General features: G+C 44.0%; 18 protein-coding genes. 5 read left to right on the forward strand and 13 right to left on the reverse strand.

The genetic code is table 11. The features are described 5' to 3' along the window. Positions 1 to 36: 36 nt before the first annotated feature. From K7G75_RS09285 to murA, 3 genes are all read left to right on the forward strand, one after another. Positions 37 to 324: a DUF493 family protein gene (locus tag K7G75_RS09285; RefSeq protein ID WP_222983975.1), complete on the forward strand. Its 288-nt coding sequence runs from the start codon at positions 37 to 39 to the stop codon at positions 322 to 324. A gap of 84 nt (positions 325 to 408) precedes the next feature. Next, positions 409 to 1,053: a DUF4290 domain-containing protein gene (locus K7G75_RS09290; protein WP_222983976.1), complete on the forward strand. Its 645-nt coding sequence runs from the start codon at positions 409 to 411 to the stop codon at positions 1,051 to 1,053. 15 nt (positions 1,054 to 1,068) lie between these two features. After that, positions 1,069 to 2,376 carry a UDP-N-acetylglucosamine 1-carboxyvinyltransferase gene (murA, locus tag K7G75_RS09295; protein ID WP_222983977.1) on the forward strand — a complete coding sequence of 436 codons (1,308 nt, stop codon included), beginning with the start codon at positions 1,069 to 1,071 and terminating at the stop codon, positions 2,374 to 2,376. Between the two features lie 57 nt (positions 2,377 to 2,433). Here the strand turns inward: murA and K7G75_RS09300 are convergent, their stop codons facing one another. The 7 genes from K7G75_RS09300 to K7G75_RS09330 all read right to left on the reverse strand — a co-directional run bounded on the left by K7G75_RS09300 (position 2,434) and on the right by K7G75_RS09330 (position 10,581). Beyond that, positions 2,434 to 4,452: a tetratricopeptide repeat protein gene (locus K7G75_RS09300; protein WP_222983978.1), complete on the reverse strand. Its 2,019-nt coding sequence runs from the start codon at positions 4,450 to 4,452 to the stop codon at positions 2,434 to 2,436. Between the two features lie 156 nt (positions 4,453 to 4,608). Further along, entirely contained in the window at positions 4,609 to 5,613 is a 1,005-nt protein-coding gene (locus K7G75_RS09305) for a pirin family protein (protein ID WP_222983979.1), read from the reverse strand. A gap of 3 nt (positions 5,614 to 5,616) precedes the next feature. Next, complete coding sequence (locus tag K7G75_RS14775; RefSeq protein WP_262420309.1) at positions 5,617 to 6,501, reverse strand: VOC family protein; 885 nt, start codon at positions 6,499 to 6,501, stop codon at positions 5,617 to 5,619. Between the two features lie 37 nt (positions 6,502 to 6,538). After that, entirely contained in the window at positions 6,539 to 7,966 is a 1,428-nt protein-coding gene (locus K7G75_RS09315; protein WP_222983980.1) for an amidohydrolase, read from the reverse strand. Between the two features lie 113 nt (positions 7,967 to 8,079). Then, positions 8,080 to 9,390, reverse strand: coding sequence for a cryptochrome/photolyase family protein (locus tag K7G75_RS09320; protein ID WP_222983981.1), 1,311 nt, complete (start codon positions 9,388 to 9,390; stop codon positions 8,080 to 8,082). Next, positions 9,387 to 10,082 (reverse strand): SDR family NAD(P)-dependent oxidoreductase, encoded by a 696-nt coding sequence (locus K7G75_RS09325; RefSeq protein ID WP_222983982.1) that lies wholly within the window; start codon positions 10,080 to 10,082, stop codon positions 9,387 to 9,389. Before K7G75_RS09325 ends, K7G75_RS09320 begins: the two co-directional genes overlap by 4 nt. Before the next feature lies 1 nt (position 10,083). Then, complete coding sequence (locus K7G75_RS09330) at positions 10,084 to 10,581, reverse strand: SRPBCC family protein (protein ID WP_222983983.1); 498 nt, start codon at positions 10,579 to 10,581, stop codon at positions 10,084 to 10,086. 182 nt (positions 10,582 to 10,763) lie between these two features. On the opposite strand from K7G75_RS09330, the gene K7G75_RS09335 reads away from it, so the two are divergent. Continuing rightward, positions 10,764 to 11,606: a DUF2911 domain-containing protein gene (locus K7G75_RS09335; RefSeq protein ID WP_222983984.1), complete on the forward strand. Its 843-nt coding sequence runs from the start codon at positions 10,764 to 10,766 to the stop codon at positions 11,604 to 11,606. A gap of 48 nt (positions 11,607 to 11,654) precedes the next feature. Here K7G75_RS09335 and K7G75_RS09340 read toward each other — a convergent pair whose 3' ends face one another. From K7G75_RS09340 to K7G75_RS09365, 6 genes are all read right to left on the reverse strand, one after another. Continuing rightward, complete coding sequence (locus K7G75_RS09340; protein ID WP_222983985.1) at positions 11,655 to 13,361, reverse strand: sodium:solute symporter family protein; 1,707 nt, start codon at positions 13,359 to 13,361, stop codon at positions 11,655 to 11,657. A gap of 105 nt (positions 13,362 to 13,466) precedes the next feature. Next, positions 13,467 to 15,998 carry a PIG-L family deacetylase gene (locus tag K7G75_RS09345; RefSeq protein WP_222983986.1) on the reverse strand — a complete coding sequence of 844 codons (2,532 nt, stop codon included), beginning with the start codon at positions 15,996 to 15,998 and terminating at the stop codon, positions 13,467 to 13,469. A gap of 106 nt (positions 15,999 to 16,104) precedes the next feature. Beyond that, positions 16,105 to 17,064 (reverse strand): septum formation inhibitor Maf, encoded by a 960-nt coding sequence (locus K7G75_RS09350; RefSeq protein WP_222983987.1) that lies wholly within the window; start codon positions 17,062 to 17,064, stop codon positions 16,105 to 16,107. Positions 17,065 to 17,101: 37 nt separating this feature from the next. After that, the gene (locus tag K7G75_RS09355; RefSeq protein ID WP_222983988.1) at positions 17,102 to 17,698 is read right to left on the reverse strand and encodes a Maf family nucleotide pyrophosphatase; all 597 of its coding nucleotides are present in this window, start codon (positions 17,696 to 17,698) and stop codon (positions 17,102 to 17,104) included. Then, positions 17,691 to 18,218, reverse strand: a complete 528-nt coding sequence (locus tag K7G75_RS09360) for a KdsC family phosphatase (RefSeq protein ID WP_222983989.1) — start codon at positions 18,216 to 18,218, stop codon at positions 17,691 to 17,693. The genes K7G75_RS09355 and K7G75_RS09360 overlap by 8 nt, the downstream gene beginning before the upstream one ends. Then, positions 18,202 to 18,963: a Rossmann-like and DUF2520 domain-containing protein gene (locus K7G75_RS09365; RefSeq protein ID WP_222983990.1), complete on the reverse strand. Its 762-nt coding sequence runs from the start codon at positions 18,961 to 18,963 to the stop codon at positions 18,202 to 18,204. The genes K7G75_RS09360 and K7G75_RS09365 overlap by 17 nt, the downstream gene beginning before the upstream one ends. 136 nt (positions 18,964 to 19,099) lie before the next feature. Here K7G75_RS09365 and K7G75_RS09370 point away from each other — a divergent pair, with 136 nt between their 5' ends. Next, the gene (locus tag K7G75_RS09370; protein WP_222983991.1) at positions 19,100 to 22,267 is read left to right on the forward strand and encodes a cytochrome c biogenesis protein; all 3,168 of its coding nucleotides are present in this window, start codon (positions 19,100 to 19,102) and stop codon (positions 22,265 to 22,267) included. The last annotated feature ends 13 nt before the right edge of the window (positions 22,268 to 22,280 follow it).

Raw genomic sequence — 22,280 nt, forward strand, 5'->3', positions numbered from 1 at the left:
GGACGCTATCCTATATATTTGTAAAAAAAATAGACCATGGACAAGGATGACACGGAGGCTTTTTATGCCCGGCTTAAGGAACAGTTGTTGGAAAACACCTCATGGCCTTCCACCTATCTGTATAAGTTTATTGTACCCACTGATGAAAAACGCATCGACCAAATCCATTCCATCTTTGATAATACAGGAGCTGTGATCGAGTCTAAAAAGTCAAAAAAAGGGACATACACCAGTATTTCAATAACGGTGCATTTAAAAAACCCCGACGAAGTAATTGCCAAATACAAGGAAGTTTCACTCGTGGAGGGTGTAATTTCACTATAGACGCTCCAATTGGCATAATTTTAGTAATTTGCGGGCGTTATCAATTGGACTTCCCAATACATAATTTCATTAAATCTTTTTAATTTGAACTTAGTAGAGAATTTAGAATACAACACGGAGCGACCCATGCTCCATATTCCAGAATATGGCCGTCACTTTCAAAAAATGGTGGACCACGCTGTGGCGATAGAGGATAGGGAGGAAAGGAACCGAGTGGCCAAGGCCATTATCAGCGTGATGGGAAATTTGCAGCCCCATTTGAGGGATGTGCCTGATTTTCAACATAAACTCTGGGACCAATTGTTCATTATGTCCGATTTTAAATTGGATGTGGACTCCCCATTCCCCATAACATCCAAAGAGGTGTTGCAACAGCGACCAGAACCCTTGGAGTATCCACAGAACCATCCAAAATATCGTTTCTACGGAAACAACATCAAACGCATGATCGATGTGGCCATAAAATGGGAGAAGGGCGACATGCGCTCAGGGCTTGAATATGCCATAGCCAACCACATGAAGAAATGCTACCTAAACTGGAACAAGGATACCGTGGAGGATGGCGCTATCTTCGCCCACTTGAAGGAGTTGAGCAATGGCGAGATTGATTTGGCGAGCAAAGGCGAGAACCTAACCGAAAGTGGGCAGTTTCTAAAAAGCCGACAAACCAAACCCAACAGGAATGGCGGCACCAAGAAAATCCACCGAAACAGGAAAAAAAGGCACTAAACTCCAACACTATCCATGGGAACATTTCGCATAGAGGGTGGACATCAACTACATGGTGAAATAACGCCCCAAGGCGCAAAGAACGAGGCACTTCAGATTCTTTGTGCGGTTTTACTGTCCGAAGAACGTATTACAATAAATAACATTCCAGACATTATCGATGTCAATAAATTGATTACGCTTCTGGAAGACCTTGGGGTGAAAATCCAAAAGAAAGGCAAGGGCTCGTATACGTTCAAGGCGGATGATATCAATTTGGATTATCTGCAATCGGCCAAGTTCAAGAATGACGGTCGTGGCCTACGTGGATCTATCATGCTGGTTGGCCCGCTTTTGGCCCGGTTTGGAAAAGGCTATATTCCCAAGCCCGGAGGTGACAAAATTGGAAGGAGGCGTTTGGATACCCATTTTGAAGGCTTTATCAAATTAGGGGCAAAGTTTAGATACAATCGTGAAGAGCATTTTTATGGGGTTGAGGCCAAGAAACTGAAAGGCACCTATATGCTTTTGGATGAGGCATCTGTTACGGGGACGGCCAATATTGTTATGGCGTCCGTTTTGGCAGAAGGGACCACAACCATATACAATGCCGCTTGCGAACCTTATTTACAGCAATTGTGCAAAATGTTGAACCGCATGGGGGCCAAAATATTAGGAATCGGTTCCAATCTGCTCACCATTGAAGGGGTTGACCAACTGGGTGGTACCGAGCATACCATGCTACCCGACATGATTGAAATAGGTAGTTGGATGGGACTTGCCGCCATGACCCAAAGTGAACTGACCATCAAAAATGTAAGTTGGGAAGATCTAGGACAGATTCCCAATGTATTTAGGAAGTTGGGCATTACCGTGGAACGCAGGGGGGACGATATTTTCATCCCCAAGCACGCCAAGGGCTATGAAATACAAAACTTTATCGATGGTTCCATTTTAACCATCGCAGATGCGCCTTGGCCTGGACTTACACCAGACCTTTTAAGTATCATTTTGGTGGTTGCCACACAGGCCAGGGGAGAGGTACTCATTCACCAGAAAATGTTTGAAAGTAGACTTTTCTTCGTTGATAAGCTACTGGACATGGGAGCTAAGATCATTCTTTGCGATCCGCATAGGGCCACAGTGATTGGGCACGATTTTAAGTCCACATTAAAGGCAACGACCATGGTATCACCAGATATAAGGGCAGGCGTTTCCTTGCTCATTGCTGCCCTTTCGGCCAAAGGCACCTCTACTATCCACAATATTGAGCAAATAGATCGTGGGTATGAGAACATCGATGAGCGATTAAGGGCGATAGGTGCGAAAATAGTGCGGGTCTAACCATCAAAGGTTAGTAAACATCTTGTTTTTACGAAATTTGGCAGAAAATGGGATTTATCATTCCATTTCGATCACATTTTTAGCGGCAAGATTTTCAACATGATGTTCCTCTTTGGGCACTAGTATGGTCACTCTTGTGCCTGTATTATCACCACTGTTCAAACTTTCAATTTTTAGTAGTTCTTCATTCGAAAACTTTTCCAGACCCGCTATTCGCTTGGCCGTAATGGACATCCCTCTGGAGGGGCCCTCAGATCTGTTTTGATTGGATTTTGAATCAACACCCACACCATTATCCTCAATGATGCACTCTATAAATCTATCTTTATCATTAAACGAGATGGAAAGCTTTTTCGGTCCCTTTTTTGGCATTAATCCATGTATTATTGCATTTTCAACATAAGGTTGAATGAGCAGCATAGGAACTTGATGTTCATTTACATCCAATTTTTCATCAACCGTGATTTTGTAGTTGAACGAATTATCAAATCGTAGGGATTCCAGGTCGAGATAGATTTGGAGCAAATCCAATTCCTCACGTAGTGAGAGATTTACGTTAATGGAACTTTCCAACACTTGACGAAGCAATTTTGAGAATTTTGAAAGGTATTTTAGGGCATTTACCCTATCGTCCGAATTGATGAGATGTTGTATGGAGTTCAAGGAATTGAAAACAAAATGGGGATTCATTTGTGCCCGCAGCATGCGCTTTTCCAATTCTACGTTCATTTCCTCGATGACTTCTTTTTGGGCAGAAATGAGCTCGTTCTTTTTCCGTAATGTTTCGTTGGATCTTTTCTTGCTTCGATACCTAAAATAAAGCAATCCAGCAGAAAAAAATAAAAGCAACGTGATGATAACAAGATACACAATGCGCTTATTGTTCAATGAAAGTGTTGTGTTCAACAGAGCCAGTTGCAGCTCATTTTCCCTGATTTCCTTATCTTTTAAATAAACATTGTGCTGTACTTGTAGGTTCTGTATTTCTTTGATCTTGGTCTCATTTAAAAGACTATCCTTATAGGCCATCATTTGGTTCAGGTGATAAATGGACTTGGGAAATTGATTCGTTGCTTCATATATTTTGTAAGCGGTTTCATGCGCCCTGACCTTTTGGTCATAAGCACCCATACTTTCGAGGCCCTCAAGATTTTTGTTGGAATAGACCGTGGCTTCATCATATATCCTTTGTTGTAGCTTCAAATCGGCCAGATTGTTATAGGCATCGGCAATTTCCTGTTTTATGGATAGCTGCTGTGCCAGTTCCAATGATTTTTGAAGATATTCATTGGCAAGCGACCATTGCTTTAATTTCAGATAACAATCGCCGATTCTTGAATAAATAGTGCATAGTATGATATTCTGATCGGTTTTTTGGTAGTAGGCACTGGTTTGTAAAAATTTGTTTAGGGCCACTTCATATTCATCATTTTTGAAGTCTATCTCCGCTAGGTTATCCAGTATGTTATTTTCAAACGATTCACGATCATCTCCTCGATACATTTCCAGGGCTTTGTTATAGCTTTCAATGGCCCTTTGTTGATCATCCATCAAATCATACAGAACCCCAAGGTTCAGATATGGGGCAGAAACATCCTGATCTAATTGTAAAGAATCAATAAGCTGGATTCTCTTTAGATAATAACTTTGGCTTTTTGGATAATCCCCGATGCGTTTGTAGACTATGCCCATGGCATTGTAAACGGAATTGCGCGTTTCAAAATCTCCATGTTCAATGGCCAGCTTGAGACACCGGTTTAAATAATCCAACGACTCTTCGTAACCTCCTGTCATTCCATGGGTAAGCCCCAGAGAATATAGTCCATTGATCTGTCCGTATACAAAGCCAGTTTCCTCAGATTTTTCCAAACTTCGGGAAAGATAATCTAGAGCCTTTTCCCTGTCGTGCGAACGGAGGCGTTGGCCCAAAAACCGCAAAATATTGACTTCTGTGGTGTCCGTTGCTGTTTTTAATAGGTTCTGAAGGCTGTCAATTTCCTTGGTTTGCCCTAGGGACCGTTCAATGGAAACAAAGGATAGAAGCAAAAAAATTGGTAACGAAAATCGGTATCCCATTTTGTTTGAAAAGATAAGAAAACCTCAACAAATTATAATTAAGCCTTTGAAACTATCACTTTTTCGAAAAATAACTGATATCCGAAACGGGGTTGTTCCTATAAAAGAATAAAGCCACTCCCTAGCTGAAATGATTGGGAGGCCATAGTGCCAAAACTAACCTTTCTCCACCAACTTCCCGTCGGGATAGAGCGCAAAACGTCCCCTTTCCTTCTCATGGACGTTGTCTGGGTAGGGCCAGGGCCATCCACCAAATTGGGTCAACCGATACTCTTCCATGGCCTGATGGATTTCCTGTTCCGTGTTCATGACAAAAGGCCCATATTTGGCCACGGGTTCGTCAATGGGTTTGCCCTGCAGCAGCAGAAAATGCGCTTTGGACCCCCCAATAGTTATGGAAGTTTCTTGCGACGCATCCAGCGAGACCCCAAAATTGGGGTTTACCTTTCTGTCACCAAAGTGTATTTCGGAACCTTCATAAAAATATAGGGTGCGCGTTACCTTCGAATCTGCTTTGGGAAGAACGTACACGGTGTTTGGGTCTACATGGATATTCCAAATGGCGACTTCGTTTTCTTTCTGTGCGGCCCAGGAATCGGGAGCAGGGGAGGTGGCCCATGTGCCCTTGTAATTTCCGGCGATCACCTTTATTTGCGCATTTTCTTCCTCGACGTAAGGGATATCCTCATGCCACAACATCTTGAAATGCGGTGCGGCAAACTTGCTTTTTTTGGGAAGATTGAGCCATATCTGGAACAATTCGAGTGGATTGTCCTTATCGTCATTGAGCAAAGGGAACATTTCCGAATGCTGCACGCCATTACCAGCGGTCATCCATTGCACATCTCCCTCACCAAACCTTCCTGCGGCGCCCAAAGAATCAGAATGATCACAGTACCCCTTGTTCACAATGGTAACGGTCTCAAAACCACGGTGGGGGTGGTATGGGAACCCAGGGATGGTCTGGCCGTGGTACATTCGCCATTTTTGACTGGGATTAAAATCATTCCCCAAACTACGGCTCTTTAGCAGCTCCGGGTCCGGGCCCATATTGCCATTTCCGTTTGGATAATGATCCAGATGGTACACACAGAACAAAAATGGGTCTTGGGTCTGCCAAGGGAATCCAAGTGGAAAAGTTTGAAGCACGGTACTTGCCATAATTTAGTGTTTTGCATCATTTATTTCAATCCAATATCCTTCAGGATCCTGGATATAGATTTGTTTGACCCCATCGGGCCTACGATCTGAAATTGAATTCTTGTTGCCGGGCCAATCGTAAAAATCAACACCCTTAGCCATTACATGTTCGGTAAAACCTTCGAGGTTTTGGGTGGACAGACAAAGATGGATGTTTTTGTCCTTTTTGAATTCGATTCCTTCTTTTTCGATTAAGTGCAGTTGAGTGCCATTGTTCATTTGAAACCAACGATAGCCAGGAGCAAAATTGGGAGCTGGGATTTCGGTCAAACTGAATACATCACGATAAAAATCTCCTGTTTTTTCCAAATTGGCGACCAAAATGGCATAATGGTCAAATTGAAATTCAAAGAAGGGTTCTTCGGAAAGAAACTGGGTTTTTAAATAGGTTTGCTCCCAAGTACCATCCTTATAACTCCCTACTATAAAATTATAGGTACTATCATCCACGTATTCCCAATAATCCGTAATTGTGGACTCCCCATAGTCATATACATACATTATGTCCTTACCCTTACTTTTAACGGTACCTTCAGTCACTCCGCCAAAAACATCAAATTCCCAAAATTTGACGCTATTGGTTTGAGGGTCAAACTTGCGAATACCATGATTTCTGGGACCAAAAGTAGTTTGGGCCCTATCGGTGAATCCTTCCGATTCAGCAATAATCAAGGTACTGTCCAAACTGTATCTGAAGCTTGTTTCCTGTTTAAACTTCGTGCCATCACCCCATTCGCCCTCTGCTTTCCAGGTTTTTCCCATCAAATGGTCAAAAATGGCCAATCTGTCTTGCTGTGCACTGAGGGTCAGAAAAATCAGTCCAAAAATCAACGCCAGGTACATTTTCATTGGAATAGGTGGTCTTTTGTATTTTAAATTAATTGATTTAATTGTCTCCAATAGGAGGTGGACCGTCAATCATGGCCTCATACTTTTCATCACCTTTTCGGGTCTTGTATTCTTCCTTCACTTTTTCCACCAACTTTGGATTTTCAAAAAGATCCAGCATGGTCATGCTCATGGCCTTTGCGGCATATACCATACCCTTGTGCCCAATACTCATTCCTCCGCAGGCGACAACCGCCCAGGAGTGCCATGGTGTGTCTTTTGGGGCAACGGTTACGCTAAGGTTGATGTTGGGCACATTCCAACTCACATCGCCCACATCGGTAGATCCCCCACCGGGCAGGTCCTCAGTTTCGCGTAAGGGCTCTATTTTGCTGTCCATCCCCACTTCTGGCTTTCCGGTGGCTTTTTGAATGGCTTTTCCGAAGGCCAACTCTTCCTCGGTATAGGAAATTGGGCCCAATAGTTCCAAATTGTTCTGCATGATCTCACCTCCGGAGCGATTCACCAAGGTCTCATAAATTCCGGACACCAATGAGATTTTGTAATCGACATTGGCCATGATCGCGGCACCTTCAGCCATTTTTTTCACTTGTTCATAGGTGGGCAGCATTACCTTCCGTTTGGGATCACGGACCCTGACCCAAATTTTGGAATAGTCCGGTACCACATTCACCACTTGCCCGCCATCTTGGATATGATAGTGTATGCGGGAGGAGGGTCTAATGTGCTCACGATAGTAGTTAATGCCCGTAGTATAAAGTTCCAATGCATCCGAGGCACTTCGTCCGTTCCATGGATCTGCGGAAGCGTGTGCTGCCTGACCATAGAATTCCACGATAAAATCAATCAAAGAAAGGCCACTTTGCACATCGGCTTCAATATTAGCCCCAGGATGCCAACTTACGTTTACATCAACATCATCCCAAAGCCCAGCTTGGACCATCCACACCTTGGCGAAATATTTCTCTTCCGCAGGTGTACCCAAAAACTTGACTGTCCCTTTTATTTTCCCAGCCTCAATCTGTTCTTTTATGGCAATTGCTGCCCCCAAACTGGCCGCTCCGAACATATTGTGGCCACAACCATGCCCAGGCGCACCATCCACCCTCGGGTCTTTTACCGGCACCGTATTTTGGGACAAGCCTGGAAGGGCGTCAAATTCGCCTAAAATACTTATCACTGGTTTTCCAGAACCGTAGGTGGCAGTAAATGCTGTTGGGATGTTGGCTACTCCACGGGTGACCATGAGCCCATTTTTTTCTGCATATTCCGCCAGGACCTCGGCAGATTTTGATTCGTTGAAAGCAGTTTCCGCCAATGCCCATATGGAATCACTGATACGGATCAGGTTGTCTTTGTGGGATTCCACAGCAGCGATTACGGCTTTTTTGTTTGAACTCAGTTTTTGTGCATGCATTGACAAGGATATAGAACACAAAACAAGCAGAAGGGCAATTCTTTTCATTATAATAATGTTTGAGTTAGTTGGCATTTGTTAAAAATGCGGTTTGTTGGTTTAACGGGTCACCATTGTCCAATCGGACTTTTTTTGACAATCCTAAAAATACTGAAAATGCATCAACCAACCGCCTCTTTGTAAACTTTTAAACATCGCTCCCGGGCTTCTTTGTGATCCACCATCTTTGAGGGGTATGAAGGGTCATTAAATTCGGGCACCCATTTTTGGATGTACTTCTTTTCCTTGTCAAACTTGTCCACTTGTGTCATGGGGTTGAATATGCGAAAGTACGGGGCCGCATCCACACCACTCCCGGCTGCCCATTGCCAATTGCCCACATTGCTTGCCATTTCATAGTCCAGCAATTTTTCAGCAAAATAGGCTTCCCCCCATCGCCAGTCGATCAGCAAATGTTTGCAAAGAAAGCTTGCTACCAGCATGCGGACCCGATTGTGCATATACCCGGTCTTGTTTAGTTCCCGCATGCCCGCATCTACCAACAAATACCCCGTTTCCCCTTCTTTCCAACGCTCAAACTCCTCTTCGTTGTTTCTCCATTCAATCCGATCATATTTGGGTCTAAAAGCCTCATTAACGGTGTTCGGATAGTGCCATAGTATTTGCATGAAGAATTCCCTCCAAATCAACTCGTTCCAAAACACCTCGTTTTTTTCTTCAATGGCTTTTTTTACCATTTTTCGGATGGATACCGTACCAAACCTAAGATGGGGCCCCAAGTGCGAAGTCCCGTACTCCTTAGCCGGATAGTCACGGGTATCTTCGTAATTTTTGATGAGGGTAGGGGTAACCTTGTAATCGGGCACCTCAATTTTTGATGGGGAAAATCCAATATCCTTAAGCTGCAACGACGGCAACCCTTTCTTTTTTAGCAATTTACCAAAGTTGGAACGGGTATCATACACTAGCAAATCGACGGAAGGTTTAAAATTCTCCTTCCACCGATTCATATAGGGCGTATAAACCACATAGGGGTCACCATCGCTTTTGACCACTTCGTCCTTTTCGAAAATTACCTGGTCCTTGAAAGTTTTAAAAGCTATGCCATTTTCCTCAAGGGCGGATTTGATCTCAGAGTCCCTTTCCTTGGCATATGGCTCATAATCGTGGTTGGTGTAAACAGTTTTTATTTGGTATTCCCCAAGCAGTTTTTCAAAAATAACGACAGGTTTGCCATGGTATATGCCAATGCCACTGCCAAAATCGTTACGGAGTTCCTTGTCCATTTTGGTCAATTGGCGATGTAGAAACGTGACACGGGCATCATCTTTGGGCAATTTTTTTAGAATGTCTGTATCAAAAATGAAAATGGGCAGCACGGGATGCCCACTCTGAAGGGCTTGATACAAACCGACATTGTCTTCCAAACGAAGGTCTCTGCGAAACCAAAAAATGGAGATCCTTTCCTTCATGAGTTGGTGTTTAAAGCTGACATTCCACCATCAATGCTGAAGACCTGCCCTGTGATCCAGGAATTTTCCGCATCCAATAAAAATAGGGCCATATTAGCAATATCCGTTGCTGAGCCAACACGCTTTAAAGGATGTCGCTGGGCCATTTGCTCCCGTTTTTTTTCGTTGTTGAGCAAACGCTCGGATAAGGGGGTGTCCACAAGCGAAGGTGCAATGACATTTACCCTGACTTTTGGCGCATATTCTGCCGCAAGGGCCTTGGCAAAGCCCTCCACAGCTCCCTTGGCAGCAGAAACACTGGTGTGGAACGACATTCCGGTGTCTACAGCAACAGTGCTGAAGAATACCATACTGGCCCCATCGGCCATTCTTTCCATTACGGATTTAACCACATTTACCAGAGCAAAAAAGTTGATTTCCATGTCGTTTCTGAAGGCGTTCAGGTCCAACATCTTCAAGGGTTTTAGATTGATGCTGCCAGGACAAAATACAAAACCGTGGATTTCCTCGGGGATGTTCTTTTGGCCAATGTCATCGGCCAAAACATCGAAAGGAATATGGGTGGCGCCTACGTTTGAAAGACCTTCCGAGCTTCTGGAGGCAATGTATACATGATGTTTTCCAGTCAGTTTCTTAGCAATTTCTAGGCCAATGCCATAGGAACCACCAATGAGTAAAATGTTTTTTTTCATTTTAAAATGCGACCAATTCTATAGTACTTTTTTCTCCTTCCACTTTGCCAAAAAGGGCATTCAGTTTTTGCTCCCGGTACTCAAAGATTTTCCTCAATTGCGATTTCACCAGAAAAGGATGTGCCATTTGCCCAAGGATACCCAAAGGCAACTTATAATCAATTATGTCTTCCATTTTCACGCCCTGCGCAACTTCTTCCAGGAAATGTTTGTGGTGCCAAAGGGCATAGGGGCCAAAACGTTGTTCATCCACAAAATAGGAACCTTCCACTACGTGGGTTATCTCCGTGACCCATTTGGTGGAATAGAATGGAAATGGTTTCACCCGGTATTGAATGATCTGGCCGGGGTACATTTTTCGGTCGGATCCTGATATAATGTCAAATCCCATGTGATCTGGGGTGATGGTTTTCAGATTCTTTGGACTGGATAAGAAATCCCAAGCTTCTTTTTTGGATATGGGTAAAATCTGGGTTGCTCTTAATTGATATAGTCTCATTCAACAGGTTTTCACAAAGATACAATCAATTTGTTTAATCAAAAATTAAAAAAGTTAAACAAAACTAAATATCACCAAGCGAGATTTCATGTGGACGTTCTTTTAAGGCTTTCTTAACAAACGGGGCAAGGCATTATATTTAGATTTGCTGCATACGTAACATTGTTTAAAAACACTATCCTATGAAAAAATTAGTATTATTTGTTTTCGTGGCCTTGCTGACCGTCTCCCTGGAGGCCCAATTGCAAACACCACAGCCCAGCCCTTCTTCAACATTGAAACAGACCGTAGGTCTTACCGATGTTGTTGTGGAATACTCAAGGCCTTCCATGAGGGGCAGGACCATTTTTGGTGACCTAGTACCTTATGATGCCCTATGGAGAACTGGAGCCAATAAGAACACGACCGTCACTTTTAGTGATGATATTGTTGTGGGTGGAAAAGAGGTCAAGGCTGGTTCTTATGCCATTTTTGCCAAACCAGGCGAGGCGGTTTGGGAAATTACCTTTTATTCTGACACCAATAACTGGGGAACACCGAGAAACTGGGATGCTTCAAAGGTTGCTGCGGTTGTAAAGACAGAGGTTCAGGAAATGCCCATGCCTGTTGAAACCTTTACCATTACCATTGATGATTTGCACAATAATGGAGCGACCTTGGGCATACTTTGGGAGAACACTTATGTTGGTGTAAAATTTGAAGTCCCCACCATGGCAAAGGCAAGTAAAAGCATTGAGGCCGTTATGGCGGGTCCAAGTGCCAATGATTATTTTGCTTCTGCTTCCTATTACTTTGCTGAAGAGCAGGATATGGAAAAAGCGAAGGAATGGATTGACAAAGCTGTCGCCTTGAATGAAAACGGTTTTTGGATGATGCGCCTACAATCCCTTATCTATGCAAAAATGGGGGACAAAAAAGGAGCCATTGAAGCTGCAAAACGCTCCATGGCCGTTGCTGAGGAAGCCGGTAATTCCGATTACGTGAAAATGAACAAAGACTCTCTTAAAGAGTGGGGCGCCATGTAAGCTTCCCAATTTTGAAAGCAAAAAAGCCCGCTTATTCAGTGGGCTTTTTTACGTTTCAGCGGGAGAACGGTCCAAAAAATTATCAAAGGTCTGGACCAATATTGCCAACAAAATTACCAAAATACAACCAAAGGCGTTGAGCCACAAATAGGACATCCAATCCAGGTACCATCCAATGATCACCAATACTTGGGTAACAATGGCGGCTACAAAAACGGCATTGCCCCTAACGAACTTAAAAAAGAAGGCCAAAAGAAATATACCCAACACGTTGCCATAAAAAATGGAGCCGATAATGTTCACCAACTGTATCAGGTTATCGAACAAGCTTGCCACACAGGCAATGATTATGGCCAAAACGCCCCACAATAATGTGAATCCCTTGGCTGCCTTCAGATAGAATCGTTCATCATACTCCTTTTTCAGATTTCGTTTGAAGAGATCTAGGGCAGTTATGGTTCCCAGTGCATTCAGTTCCGAGGCCGTGGAAGACATTGCTGCGGAGAGAATCACGGCCAAAAGCAACCCAATGAGCCCTACAGGCAGGTTTTCAAGGATAAAGTGTATAAAAACATAGTCTTTGTCATTGGTCTCTACGGTGCCATTTGCTTGGGCTATCAATTCCTTGGCCGTATTCCTATTGGCACGTTCCCTTTGATTGATTTTTAATATATTCTGCTCCGCCTGTTCCACGGCATTATATTCTTTAAGGGCGAGGGCTGAGGAAAATGCCTCTTGCGCTATCTTTTTTTCCATTTCCAGTTGCTGGTGGTCCTCTTCCAAGGCTTTATAATCATCAGCATAGGACGATTGCATAACCGCTTCCGTAGCTGCAGGATTAAAATTGAGGGGTGAGTGGTTGTATTGATAAAAAACAAATACCATCGCTCCCACGAGCAGAATGAAAAATTGCATCGGAATTTTGAAAACACCGTTGAAAACCAGACCCAACTGGCTTTCTCTCACAGATTTTCCGGACAGATACCGCTGCACCTGACTTTGGTCCGTGCCGAAGTAGGCCAGTGCCAAAAAGAACCCTCCGGTTATACCGCTCCAAAAAGTGTAACGGTTGTTGGTATCAAGACTGAAATCCAAAATTTGTAGCTTGTCGTTGGCCCCTGCAATTTTCAGTGCTTTTCCGAAGGAAACATCCGTGGGGAGGGAACCCAAAATGAAGAAGAACGCAAAGAACATCCCCACCATGATAATGAACATCTGTTGTTTTTGGGTGACACTTACTGCCTTGGTACCCCCGGAAACCGTGTAGATGATTACCAATATCCCAATGATTATGTTGAGGGTTCGCAAATCCCAACCCAAAACGGCGGATAAAATGATGGACGGGGCAAAAATGGTTATTCCCGCCGCCAAACCGCGCTGCACCAAGAAAAGTATGGCGGTAAGGGTACGTGTTTTAAGATCGAATCGGTTTTCGAGCATTTCATAGGCGGTGAAGACCTTCAATCTTTTATATATGGGTATGAAAACAAGACAAATGGCAATCATGGCCAATGGAAGGCCGAAATAGAACTGCACAAAGCCCATTCCATCGTGGAAAGCCTGCCCGGGCGTTGATAAGAAGGTGATGGCACTGGCCTGTGTGGCCATTACGGAAAGTCCTATGGTCCACCATTGGGCATCGTTGCCACCACGCACATAATCGTCCACATTTTTGCTTCCGCGGGTTTTCCAAACCCCATACACTACAATAAATAACAATGTACTACCGAGAACGATCCAATCGAGTAGACTCATCAAACTTAGTTGTTAAAAATCATGATAAAGTAAAAGATCAGGATATAGGCCACATTCAAAAGAACCACAAGCGTGTATTCTTTTTTCCATTGGGTATCCACTTGGTTATCCTTTGACATTGTTATCTGTTTTCACTTCGTTTTTTCCTATGGAAAGCATGTTGGCAAATAGTTTGTATGCTCCGGAAACACCAGCCGGAAGTTCCCTAAAAAAACTTAGGCCGGTATAAATATAGTGACCTTTTCCATAGGGCGCTGCCAACAGGGCACCTTGCGAAGGGGTCTCATCCTCGTCGTGCATGGAGAGTATAGGGGTGAATCTATCGTCCCATTCGTTAGGATAGTACAAGCCTCTTTCCTGTACCCAACCTTCAAAATCTTTTTCCTTTATCTTATTGGGAAAATTCACCAATGCATGGTTTTTTGCGATGATTTCCACTGGAGCATTTTCATCCGTAACGCGATCTCTGGAAAGCGTCAAAGGGTACGGGGCAATATTTTCAAACTGCCTTGCCCATCGGTTAGCGGTATTGTATTGCACTATCATATTGCCTCCATTTTTTACATATTCAAAGAGTAGGGGCTGCTTAAATTTGAGCGCATCAACAACGTTGTAGGCCCGTATACCCACTACCACGGCATCATATTTGTCCAAGGCACCTTTTTGAATGTCCTCTGGCTGCAAGGCGTGCACCGTATATCCAATTTGCTCCAGGCTCTCAGGAACATTATCGCCCGCACCCATAATGTACGCGATGTGCTCCCCCGTTTTTTGAATGTCCATACGGACAACTTTGGCGGTGGATGGCAGAAGTATCGACTGTTTGGGAACGTGTTCGTAGTCAATCTGGACAAGTTCCTTATCAAAATCCTTTTCGCCTATGGTTATCAAGGAAGAGACATGGCCTTCACTCTCCCCGTTTGGTGCTGTAATCGTAAATGTAATTGCCTGTTCCTGCCCTTTTCTAGCAATCGAAATAGGAACAAGACTAGGTGAAAAACTCCATCCATCCGGAAGCACCAATGTAGCATTACCAGAAATACTATCCCTTCCTGCCTTGACCATCACACGAATATCCTTTGATGTTGCGGAGGAAAAAATCAACACTTTTTCCTCAAAACGCGATGTAGCTTCTGGTATTACCACAAATGGCTCATATAATTCTCCTTTTTCCGGTTTGGAATAGCGGTGGACCACTGGCTTTTCAAAAGTAATTTCCACACCCTCAAAGTCGAGAACAAATTGGGTGCTGAATGCAGTGGGAGTTTCTGGAATTCCTATAATTTCTGGTCGCTCTACCTGGTACATGCCCAAAGTTCCCGGTTGGTTCAACCAATACGGATTGGAGTAGGGGGTTTGTGGAGGGATTTCCAAGTCCAGTTGTAGTTCTTCTTTTTTGTTATGGGCAAGGATTTGGTTTACCTCGAGCGTTTTACCTGTTTGTGTTATGTGCACTTCTTTTAATAGAATGTGTTGCGGGCTTCTGTTTACCGCTTCAATTTGAAGGGAAACCTTACCGCCCGGTGTGCCGGACTCGGTTGATGAGCTGGATTCGAGATACAGCCCAGCACAATCCAATATGATGGATTTGAGTTCTTCGGATTTAATTTTTTTCCAATGTTCATCCCTTACTTGCTGCAAAAGTTGGTAGGCTTCAACAAGATCCGGTATATGCTTTGATGGATTCTTAAAATCAAAATTGTTTTCTACTTTGTAAAGAATGGCCCCAACGGCTTCACCACCTTCAACCCGGGACCAAGAGGTTTCTATGCCATCAAACAGATAATTGGTGGATGGCAAATCCCCTTTAAGCAGCTCTACATATTCATCCTGCGTACCTCGGGTAGTGACCCTCCCAAACCCTTGACATAAATGTTGGCTACTGGCGACGGAGGCAATTTCGTTGTTTGAGAGTCCCAATTCTGGGTAAAAAACGCCAACATCCAACTTTAGCATTTTGGATTTATCGGCCTTTTCAAAATTTTCTTCGCTTCCATAAAACCACCAGGAAGTATTGAAAAATGCCCTTCTTGGCTGCCACGTGGCTGCCAACTGCAACTGTTCAGGATAGGCTTGCGGATCGTTGGCCAGGTCAAAGGCCTCCAAACCGAGCATGGCAGAGGAGGTGTGATGACCGTGGTTGGTTCCAGGGGTCCTGTGGTCGAATCGATTGATGATCACGTCAGGTTTTAAGGTCCTGATGGCCCAGACCACATCGCCCAACACCTTATCTTTGTCCCAAATTCTCAGTGTTTCCTTTGGATGTTTGGAATATCCAAAATCGTTGGCCCTGGTAAATCGTTGTTCCCCACCATCAACCCGCCTGGCCGCCAATAGTTCCTGGGTACGAAGGACACCCAACAATTCCCTTAATTCAGGACCGATCAAATTTTGTCCACCGTCTCCACGGGTTATGGAAAGATAGGCCGTACGGGCATGGTCGTGATTGGAGAGATAGGAAATCAAGCGTGTGTTCTCATCATCCGGATGGGCCGCAATGTATAGTGCGGTGCCCAGAAAATTCAACTTTTGAAGGTCGTGATAAATCTCTGCTGAGGTCGGTTTGTTCGGTTCTTGGGCCAGTAGGCTTGGAATAACTGTGACAATGGCCAGCAAACTGACCCAAAAGTAGCGCATAGGTGGTTTTTTAGTACTAGTCCCAAATATAGAAAGTTTACCACCAGCCGTTGTGTAATTTAGAACATCTTTAACAGGAAAAAACAAAAGGCCTTTAGCCGCAGTTTTACAATCCCAAACTGTCCCTGAGCCTTACATCATCATTGGAATTTTGCCCCCAATAAGCGGTTTTTATACTTTTTCTTTTTGTTGCTGTTGAGGTCATGGGTTTAGCATTGGGGCCAAACCCGCTTATGAAAGTCTCCTTCCAACCTTCAATGGTATGAGGAAATTGGGCAGAGAAATCAATGCTGAGGGACCTTTCCAAATCTGGATAAGAAATTGTGTAGGTTTGAATGCCATCTTGGTTGGTTAGGGTAGCGGTGGCCCTATACGCCTGTAGTTTTTGATGCCGTAGCCTGATAAATTCCAATGAGGGAATCATCTGGATTTCTCCAGTTGGCAGATTGTCCGGATTTATTCTTATTCTGTTCCATATTTCATTTTCCAGGTGTTCTTTTTCCAATGTAGATTGTTGGTCGGCTTCGCCTTCAAAATAGGAATGGGAAATAAACTCAAACTTGTCCCTATTATTGAGTTGTGAGTATACATGCCCGCACCATTCCTGCACTGACTGGCTTACTTTTAATGCATGTTGGTTGTCATGAATGGGATAAAAAGTGCTCCCCATGATGGAGTAAGGGTAAATTCCGGTCAAATATTTTTTTGTGGCGTTCAGCTTCAAAACGGAAACATTTTTGGGGTTGCTTTGGTTGGCCTTTACTTGCTCCTCTGGCAAAAAAGGCTCGGTAACATAAACGAGCACGGCATGTCCATCCCTAATTTCTCCGTATCTGGCCTGCTCCAAGGTATAGGAAGTCACCTCTGCGTTGCCCGCATACCAATAATCCTTGAAGGCTTGGGATAGCTGTTTTTTAGGGACCATTGTCTCAATTGCGTCATTGGTGCTATTTAAGGCCAGCGCAGTTTCTGTATTTTTATTGGAAGCCTCCTTGCAGGAAACTGGAAAGAAGATCAAAAGCGAAAGTATGGCTGCAATTAGGCTGAATGAACGTATGGATCTCATCAAAATAGGGTTTTCCAGTAAAGGTAATGATACCCAACTAGGAAACCATGTCCATTAACGTTTTGTAAACCAAATGGGTAGGTAGCCCCACCACATTGGTATAGGAACCCCGAATCTCCGATATGCCTATCATACCGATCCATTCCTGAATGCCGTAGGCACCGGCTTTATCAAACGGCTTGCATTTTTCTATATAAAATTCAATTTCCTCCTGGCTAAATTCCTTGAACTTAACTTCGGTGATCGCACTTACCACTTTCTGGGTTGTTACTGTGGTGAAGCATACCGAGGTGATTACCTCATGCCACTTACCAGAAAGCTGTCCCAACATTTTGGAGGCTTCAAAGGCATTCTCGGCTTTGGCCAAAGAGGTATTTTCATGCCATACGACTGTATCCGAGGTGATCACAATTTCCTTTTCCCGAAGTTCTGGCAGGAAAACGGATGCCTTTAACTGGGCCAGATATTCTGATATTTCACTTCCCTTTAAATCGAGAGGATGGATTTCGTCGACGGGTTTGGCCCTAACTTCAAAATCCAGTCCCAATTCTTCCAAAAAAGCTTTGCGTCTCGGAGAACCGGAACCCAAAATAATCTTTCGGTCCTTTAGTTTTTCCTGGAGCGGATTAATCATTTTTGGCGCTGAAATTATCGTTCCAGTCCCCGCGGACCTTCAACACCTGTTCAATAATATCACGGACACAACCATCGCCACCATTTTTATGCGAAACATAATCCGCTATGGCCTTTACCTCTTGAACGGCATTCTGCGGAGCAGTGGCAACGGCCACCATTTTCATGGCAGGGATATCGGGCAGGTCATCACCCATGTAAAGCACATTTTGTGGCTCAATCTTATAAATGTCCAGATATTCTTCCAGGGGTTCTTGTTTTAGATGTGCCCCCAAATAGATATCGGTCACGCCTAAACCTTTCAACCGTTCCTTAACCCCTTGATTAGTCCCTCCGGAAATGATACAAACGTTATATCCTTTTTGAATTGCGGTTTTGAGCGCATAACCATCCTTGACACTCATTCTGCGCAACATCTCACCACTGGTGGTTACCAGAACCGTGCCGTCCGTCAGTACGCCATCAACATCTAATATAAAGGTGGTGATGTTGCCCAATAGCTCTTTATAGTTCTTTTTCATAGGCTTTTTGAATTGCTTCGCTCAAATGCTTATATAATTTTTTTAGTTCTTCTCTTTCTATCAATTTTAAATGGGCCTGCATGCTTGCTATGTCCCCTCTTTTTGCCGGACCTGTTTGGGCAGCTTTTGGGGAAAGGTCTTGTACTTTTTCGGCGGTTTCCAGTATCAAGGGCTTTAATAAATCAAAAGCGAGTCCCTCGGACAAGCAGATTTCTTCACCTATACCATACAGATAATTGGTAAAATTATTGACAAAAACAGCTGCAAGATGCAATTTTTTCCTTTGTTCCGAATTGATTTCGTGCACGCTGTCGGACAAGAGTGAGGCCAATTTTTTCAGTTTGCCCAACGAATGATGATCCTGGGCTTCCACACAAATGGGGATTTGGCTAAAATCCATAGGTCGCTCCTTGCTAAAAGTCTGCAGGGGATAAAAAGCGCCCCTATTGAAATTAGAAATGGCATGCATGTCAACCACACCGGATGTGTGCACCACAAGGCCTTTTTTATCAGCAAGATGGGCGGACACTTCCCCAATGGCATCATCCTTCACCGCTATTAAGTAAATATCGGCATCCAGAACGTTATCAAAATCGGTAGTGGTTGAAGTGTGCTGTGCAAACTTTTGAAGCTTTTGCGCACTTCTTCCTACCACTTGGGCCACAACCACATGGTCCAATTTTTCAAAAGCATCGAACAAATGGTTGGCTATATTGCCAGTACCTAATATGACCAGGGAAAGCATGCCCAAAACTACAAATTTAACAGGACAAGCTTTTGACAAAGAATTAACAGATAACGTTGGCTTTTTACGAGCAATGTCCTGTTAAAATCTTAAAAAAGGCCGTAATTTTGCAAATCGAAAGGAAGACCTGATTTTCATGATCGACATTCTCAAAAAAACCCTTTTTTCCACAAAACTTATGGCAGTCCTGTTCCTGATATTTGCAGGGGCAATGGCCATTGGGACCTTTGTGGAAAGTTGGTACAGTACTGAAACGGCCCGAATTTATATCTACAATGCCACTTGGTTTGAGGCCATTATGGTTTTTTTCGTGATCAATTTCACGGGGAATATTTTTCGGTACCAGCTGCTGCGCTGGAAAAAATGGCCGGTTTTGCTGCTTCACCTGTCGTGGATATTGATTATTATGGGTGCATTTGTTACCCGATATATAAGTTATGAGGGGATGATGCCCATTAGGGAGGGCGCCTCTGAAAACAGATTTTATTCCGACAAGACCTACCTGACCACTTTTGTGGATGGCGATATCAACGGAGAGACCAAAAGAAGGGTTTTGGAAGACGATTTGATAGTTACACCGGAGGGGATTAGGTCTAGCCTTCCATGGAAATCCGATTTTAACGGTCAGCCCTTTTCAATTGCTTTTGTGGATTTTATAAAAGGAGCCAAAAGGGGGTTGATCCCGGATGAGCAAGGAAAGGAATACCTGAAGATCGTGGAGGCCGGTGATGGACAACGGCACGAACACTATTTGGAGAACGGGCAGATTGCCAGTATCCACAATGTGCTCTTTGCACTCAACAACAAAACCGATGGGGCCATCAATATTCTTTATAACGATGGCGAATATCAAATTCAATCACCGTTTGAAGGGAGTTTCATGCGCATGGCGGACCAGTTTCGCGGCAATCTCGTAAAAGACAGTCTACAATCGTTACAGCTGCGCTCGCTCTATACTATGGCCGGGATGCAATTCGTGATTCCAGAACCCCTTGTTACTGGGAGCTATGGTGTGGTAAAGGTCCCTGAAGATGAGATCACCGATTCCACCCTGGATGCCTTGGTAGTTTCCATTTCCGCCAATGGGGAGACCAAAGAAGCGAAACTTTTGGGCGGTCAGGGGACCACGAACTTTTCTGACAAAATACAGGTGGGCGGATTGGATTTTTCGCTCAGCTATGGGTCCAAGGTATATGAACTTCCCTTTTCCATAAAATTGAATGATTTTATTGCCGAAAAATATCCCGGGACTGAAACAGGATACTCTTCTTTCATGAGCAAGATCACGGTAAATGATGAACGTTCCTTCGATTATGACATCTTCATGAACCATGTGTTGGACCATAGGGGCTATCGTTTTTTCCAGTCCAGCTTTCACCCCGATGAAAAAGGAACCGTGCTATCCGTGAACCACGATATGTGGGGAACATGGATCACATATATAGGATACTTTTTGCTCTACATCGGGTTAATGGGCATCATGTTCTTTGGAAAGACTCGCTTTAGGGATTTACAGGAAATGCTGGAGAAAATCAAGGTTAAAAAAGCGGCGTTGACTTTATTCGCTCTTTTTCTTGCCAGTGGCCACATGACCGCGCAACAAAATGATTCAAACCATGACCATTCCCTATTGCCCACACAAGACCAAGTGGATTCCATTATACAAACTACCAAGGTAGATCAGGCTCATGCCGAAAGGTTTGGTGCTTTGGTCATTCAGGATGAAGGAGGAAGGATGAAGCCCATCCATACCTTTGCCTCGGAATTGCTACGCAAATTGAGTGGCAAGAACAGTTATAAGGATTTGTCCGCCAATCAGGTATTTCTTTCCATGATGCTGAACCCTGGGGCTTGGTACAACACAGAATTCATTGCACTTGGTAAAAAGGAAAATGACAGCATTAGAAAAATAATCGGTGTTCCGCAGGGAACCAAGTATGTCAAGGCCACGGACTTTTTTGACCAGAAAGGGACTTACAAACTGCAACCCTATTTGGAAAAGGCCACTTCCACCAACAACCCATCCAGTTTTGAAAAGGATTTTAAAAAAGTGGGTGAAAGGCTCAGCCTGCTGAACATAGCGCTAAGTGGACAGATTGTCAAGATCTTTCCTTTGCTGAACGATGAGAACAACAAATGGATATCGGCCATTGAATATAGATCGGGGCAATATCAGGTGCAAGATTCCCTGTATTCCAATTTTATAAGAAATGCCCTGCCTTTTTATCTGACCTCGCTTCAAGATGCGGTCACCACCGGGGATTATTCCCAGCCGGACAAGTTGCTTGAAGCCTTCAAGCAAAACCAGAAAAACCATGGTCAGGAAGTCCTGCCTTCCGAAAAGAAGGTTAAAACGGAAATCATCTACAACAAGTTGGATATTTTCAACAGGCTTTATAAATACTACGCTCTTGTAGGTCTGCTCTTGTTCGCCGTACTGATATTTAAGATTTTTAAGGACCGGGAGTTTTTAAAGGCGATTGCCTATGTGCTAAAAGGAACAATTATCCTGTTCTTTATTTGGCACACAGCCGGACTGGTCCTACGCTGGTATATATCTGGGCATGCCCCCTGGAGTGATGCCTATGAAAGTATTCTATACGTTTCTTGGGCCACAATGGGCATAGGGTTGGCGTTGGGAAGAAAAAGTGAGTTGACCATTGCCGCAAGCGCCTTTGTGACTTCCATGTTGCTTTGGATAGCCCATCAAAGTTGGGTAGACCCTTCAATTGCCAATTTGGTACCCGTTTTGGACAGCTATTGGTTAATGATTCACGTTGCGGTTATTGTGGGCAGTTATGGTCCGCTTACCGTGGGCATGATTTTGGGGGTGGTTTCCCTGTTGTTGATAGTATTGACCACGGACAAGAACAAAGCCAAAATGGACCTCAACATCAAAGAAATTACCATTATAAATGAGCTGGCTTTGACAACGGGATTGGTCATGTTGACGATAGGAAACTTCCTCGGTGGACAATGGGCCAACGAAAGTTGGGGCCGATATTGGGGTTGGGACCCCAAGGAGACATGGGCCTTGATTTCCATTATGATCTATGCTTTTGTGCTGCATATGAGGTTGGTGCCCGGTCTTCGTGGAAAATGGACCTTTAATTTTGCCAGTATCCTTGCTTTTGCCAGCATCATGATGACCTATTTTGGGGTAAATTTCTACCTAGTTGGATTACATAGCTATGCTAGTGGGGACCAGGTGATCACCCCAAGTTTTGTGTGGTACACAGTATTCGGGGTCTTCGTTTTGGGCGGGGTAAGCCTATGGCGCTACCGGGTTCATTATGCAAAATAATGCCATTCGTCCC

The organism is Flagellimonas meishanensis, from assembly GCF_019880545.1.
Classification (GTDB): Bacteria; Bacteroidota; Bacteroidia; order Flavobacteriales; family Flavobacteriaceae; genus Flagellimonas; species Flagellimonas meishanensis.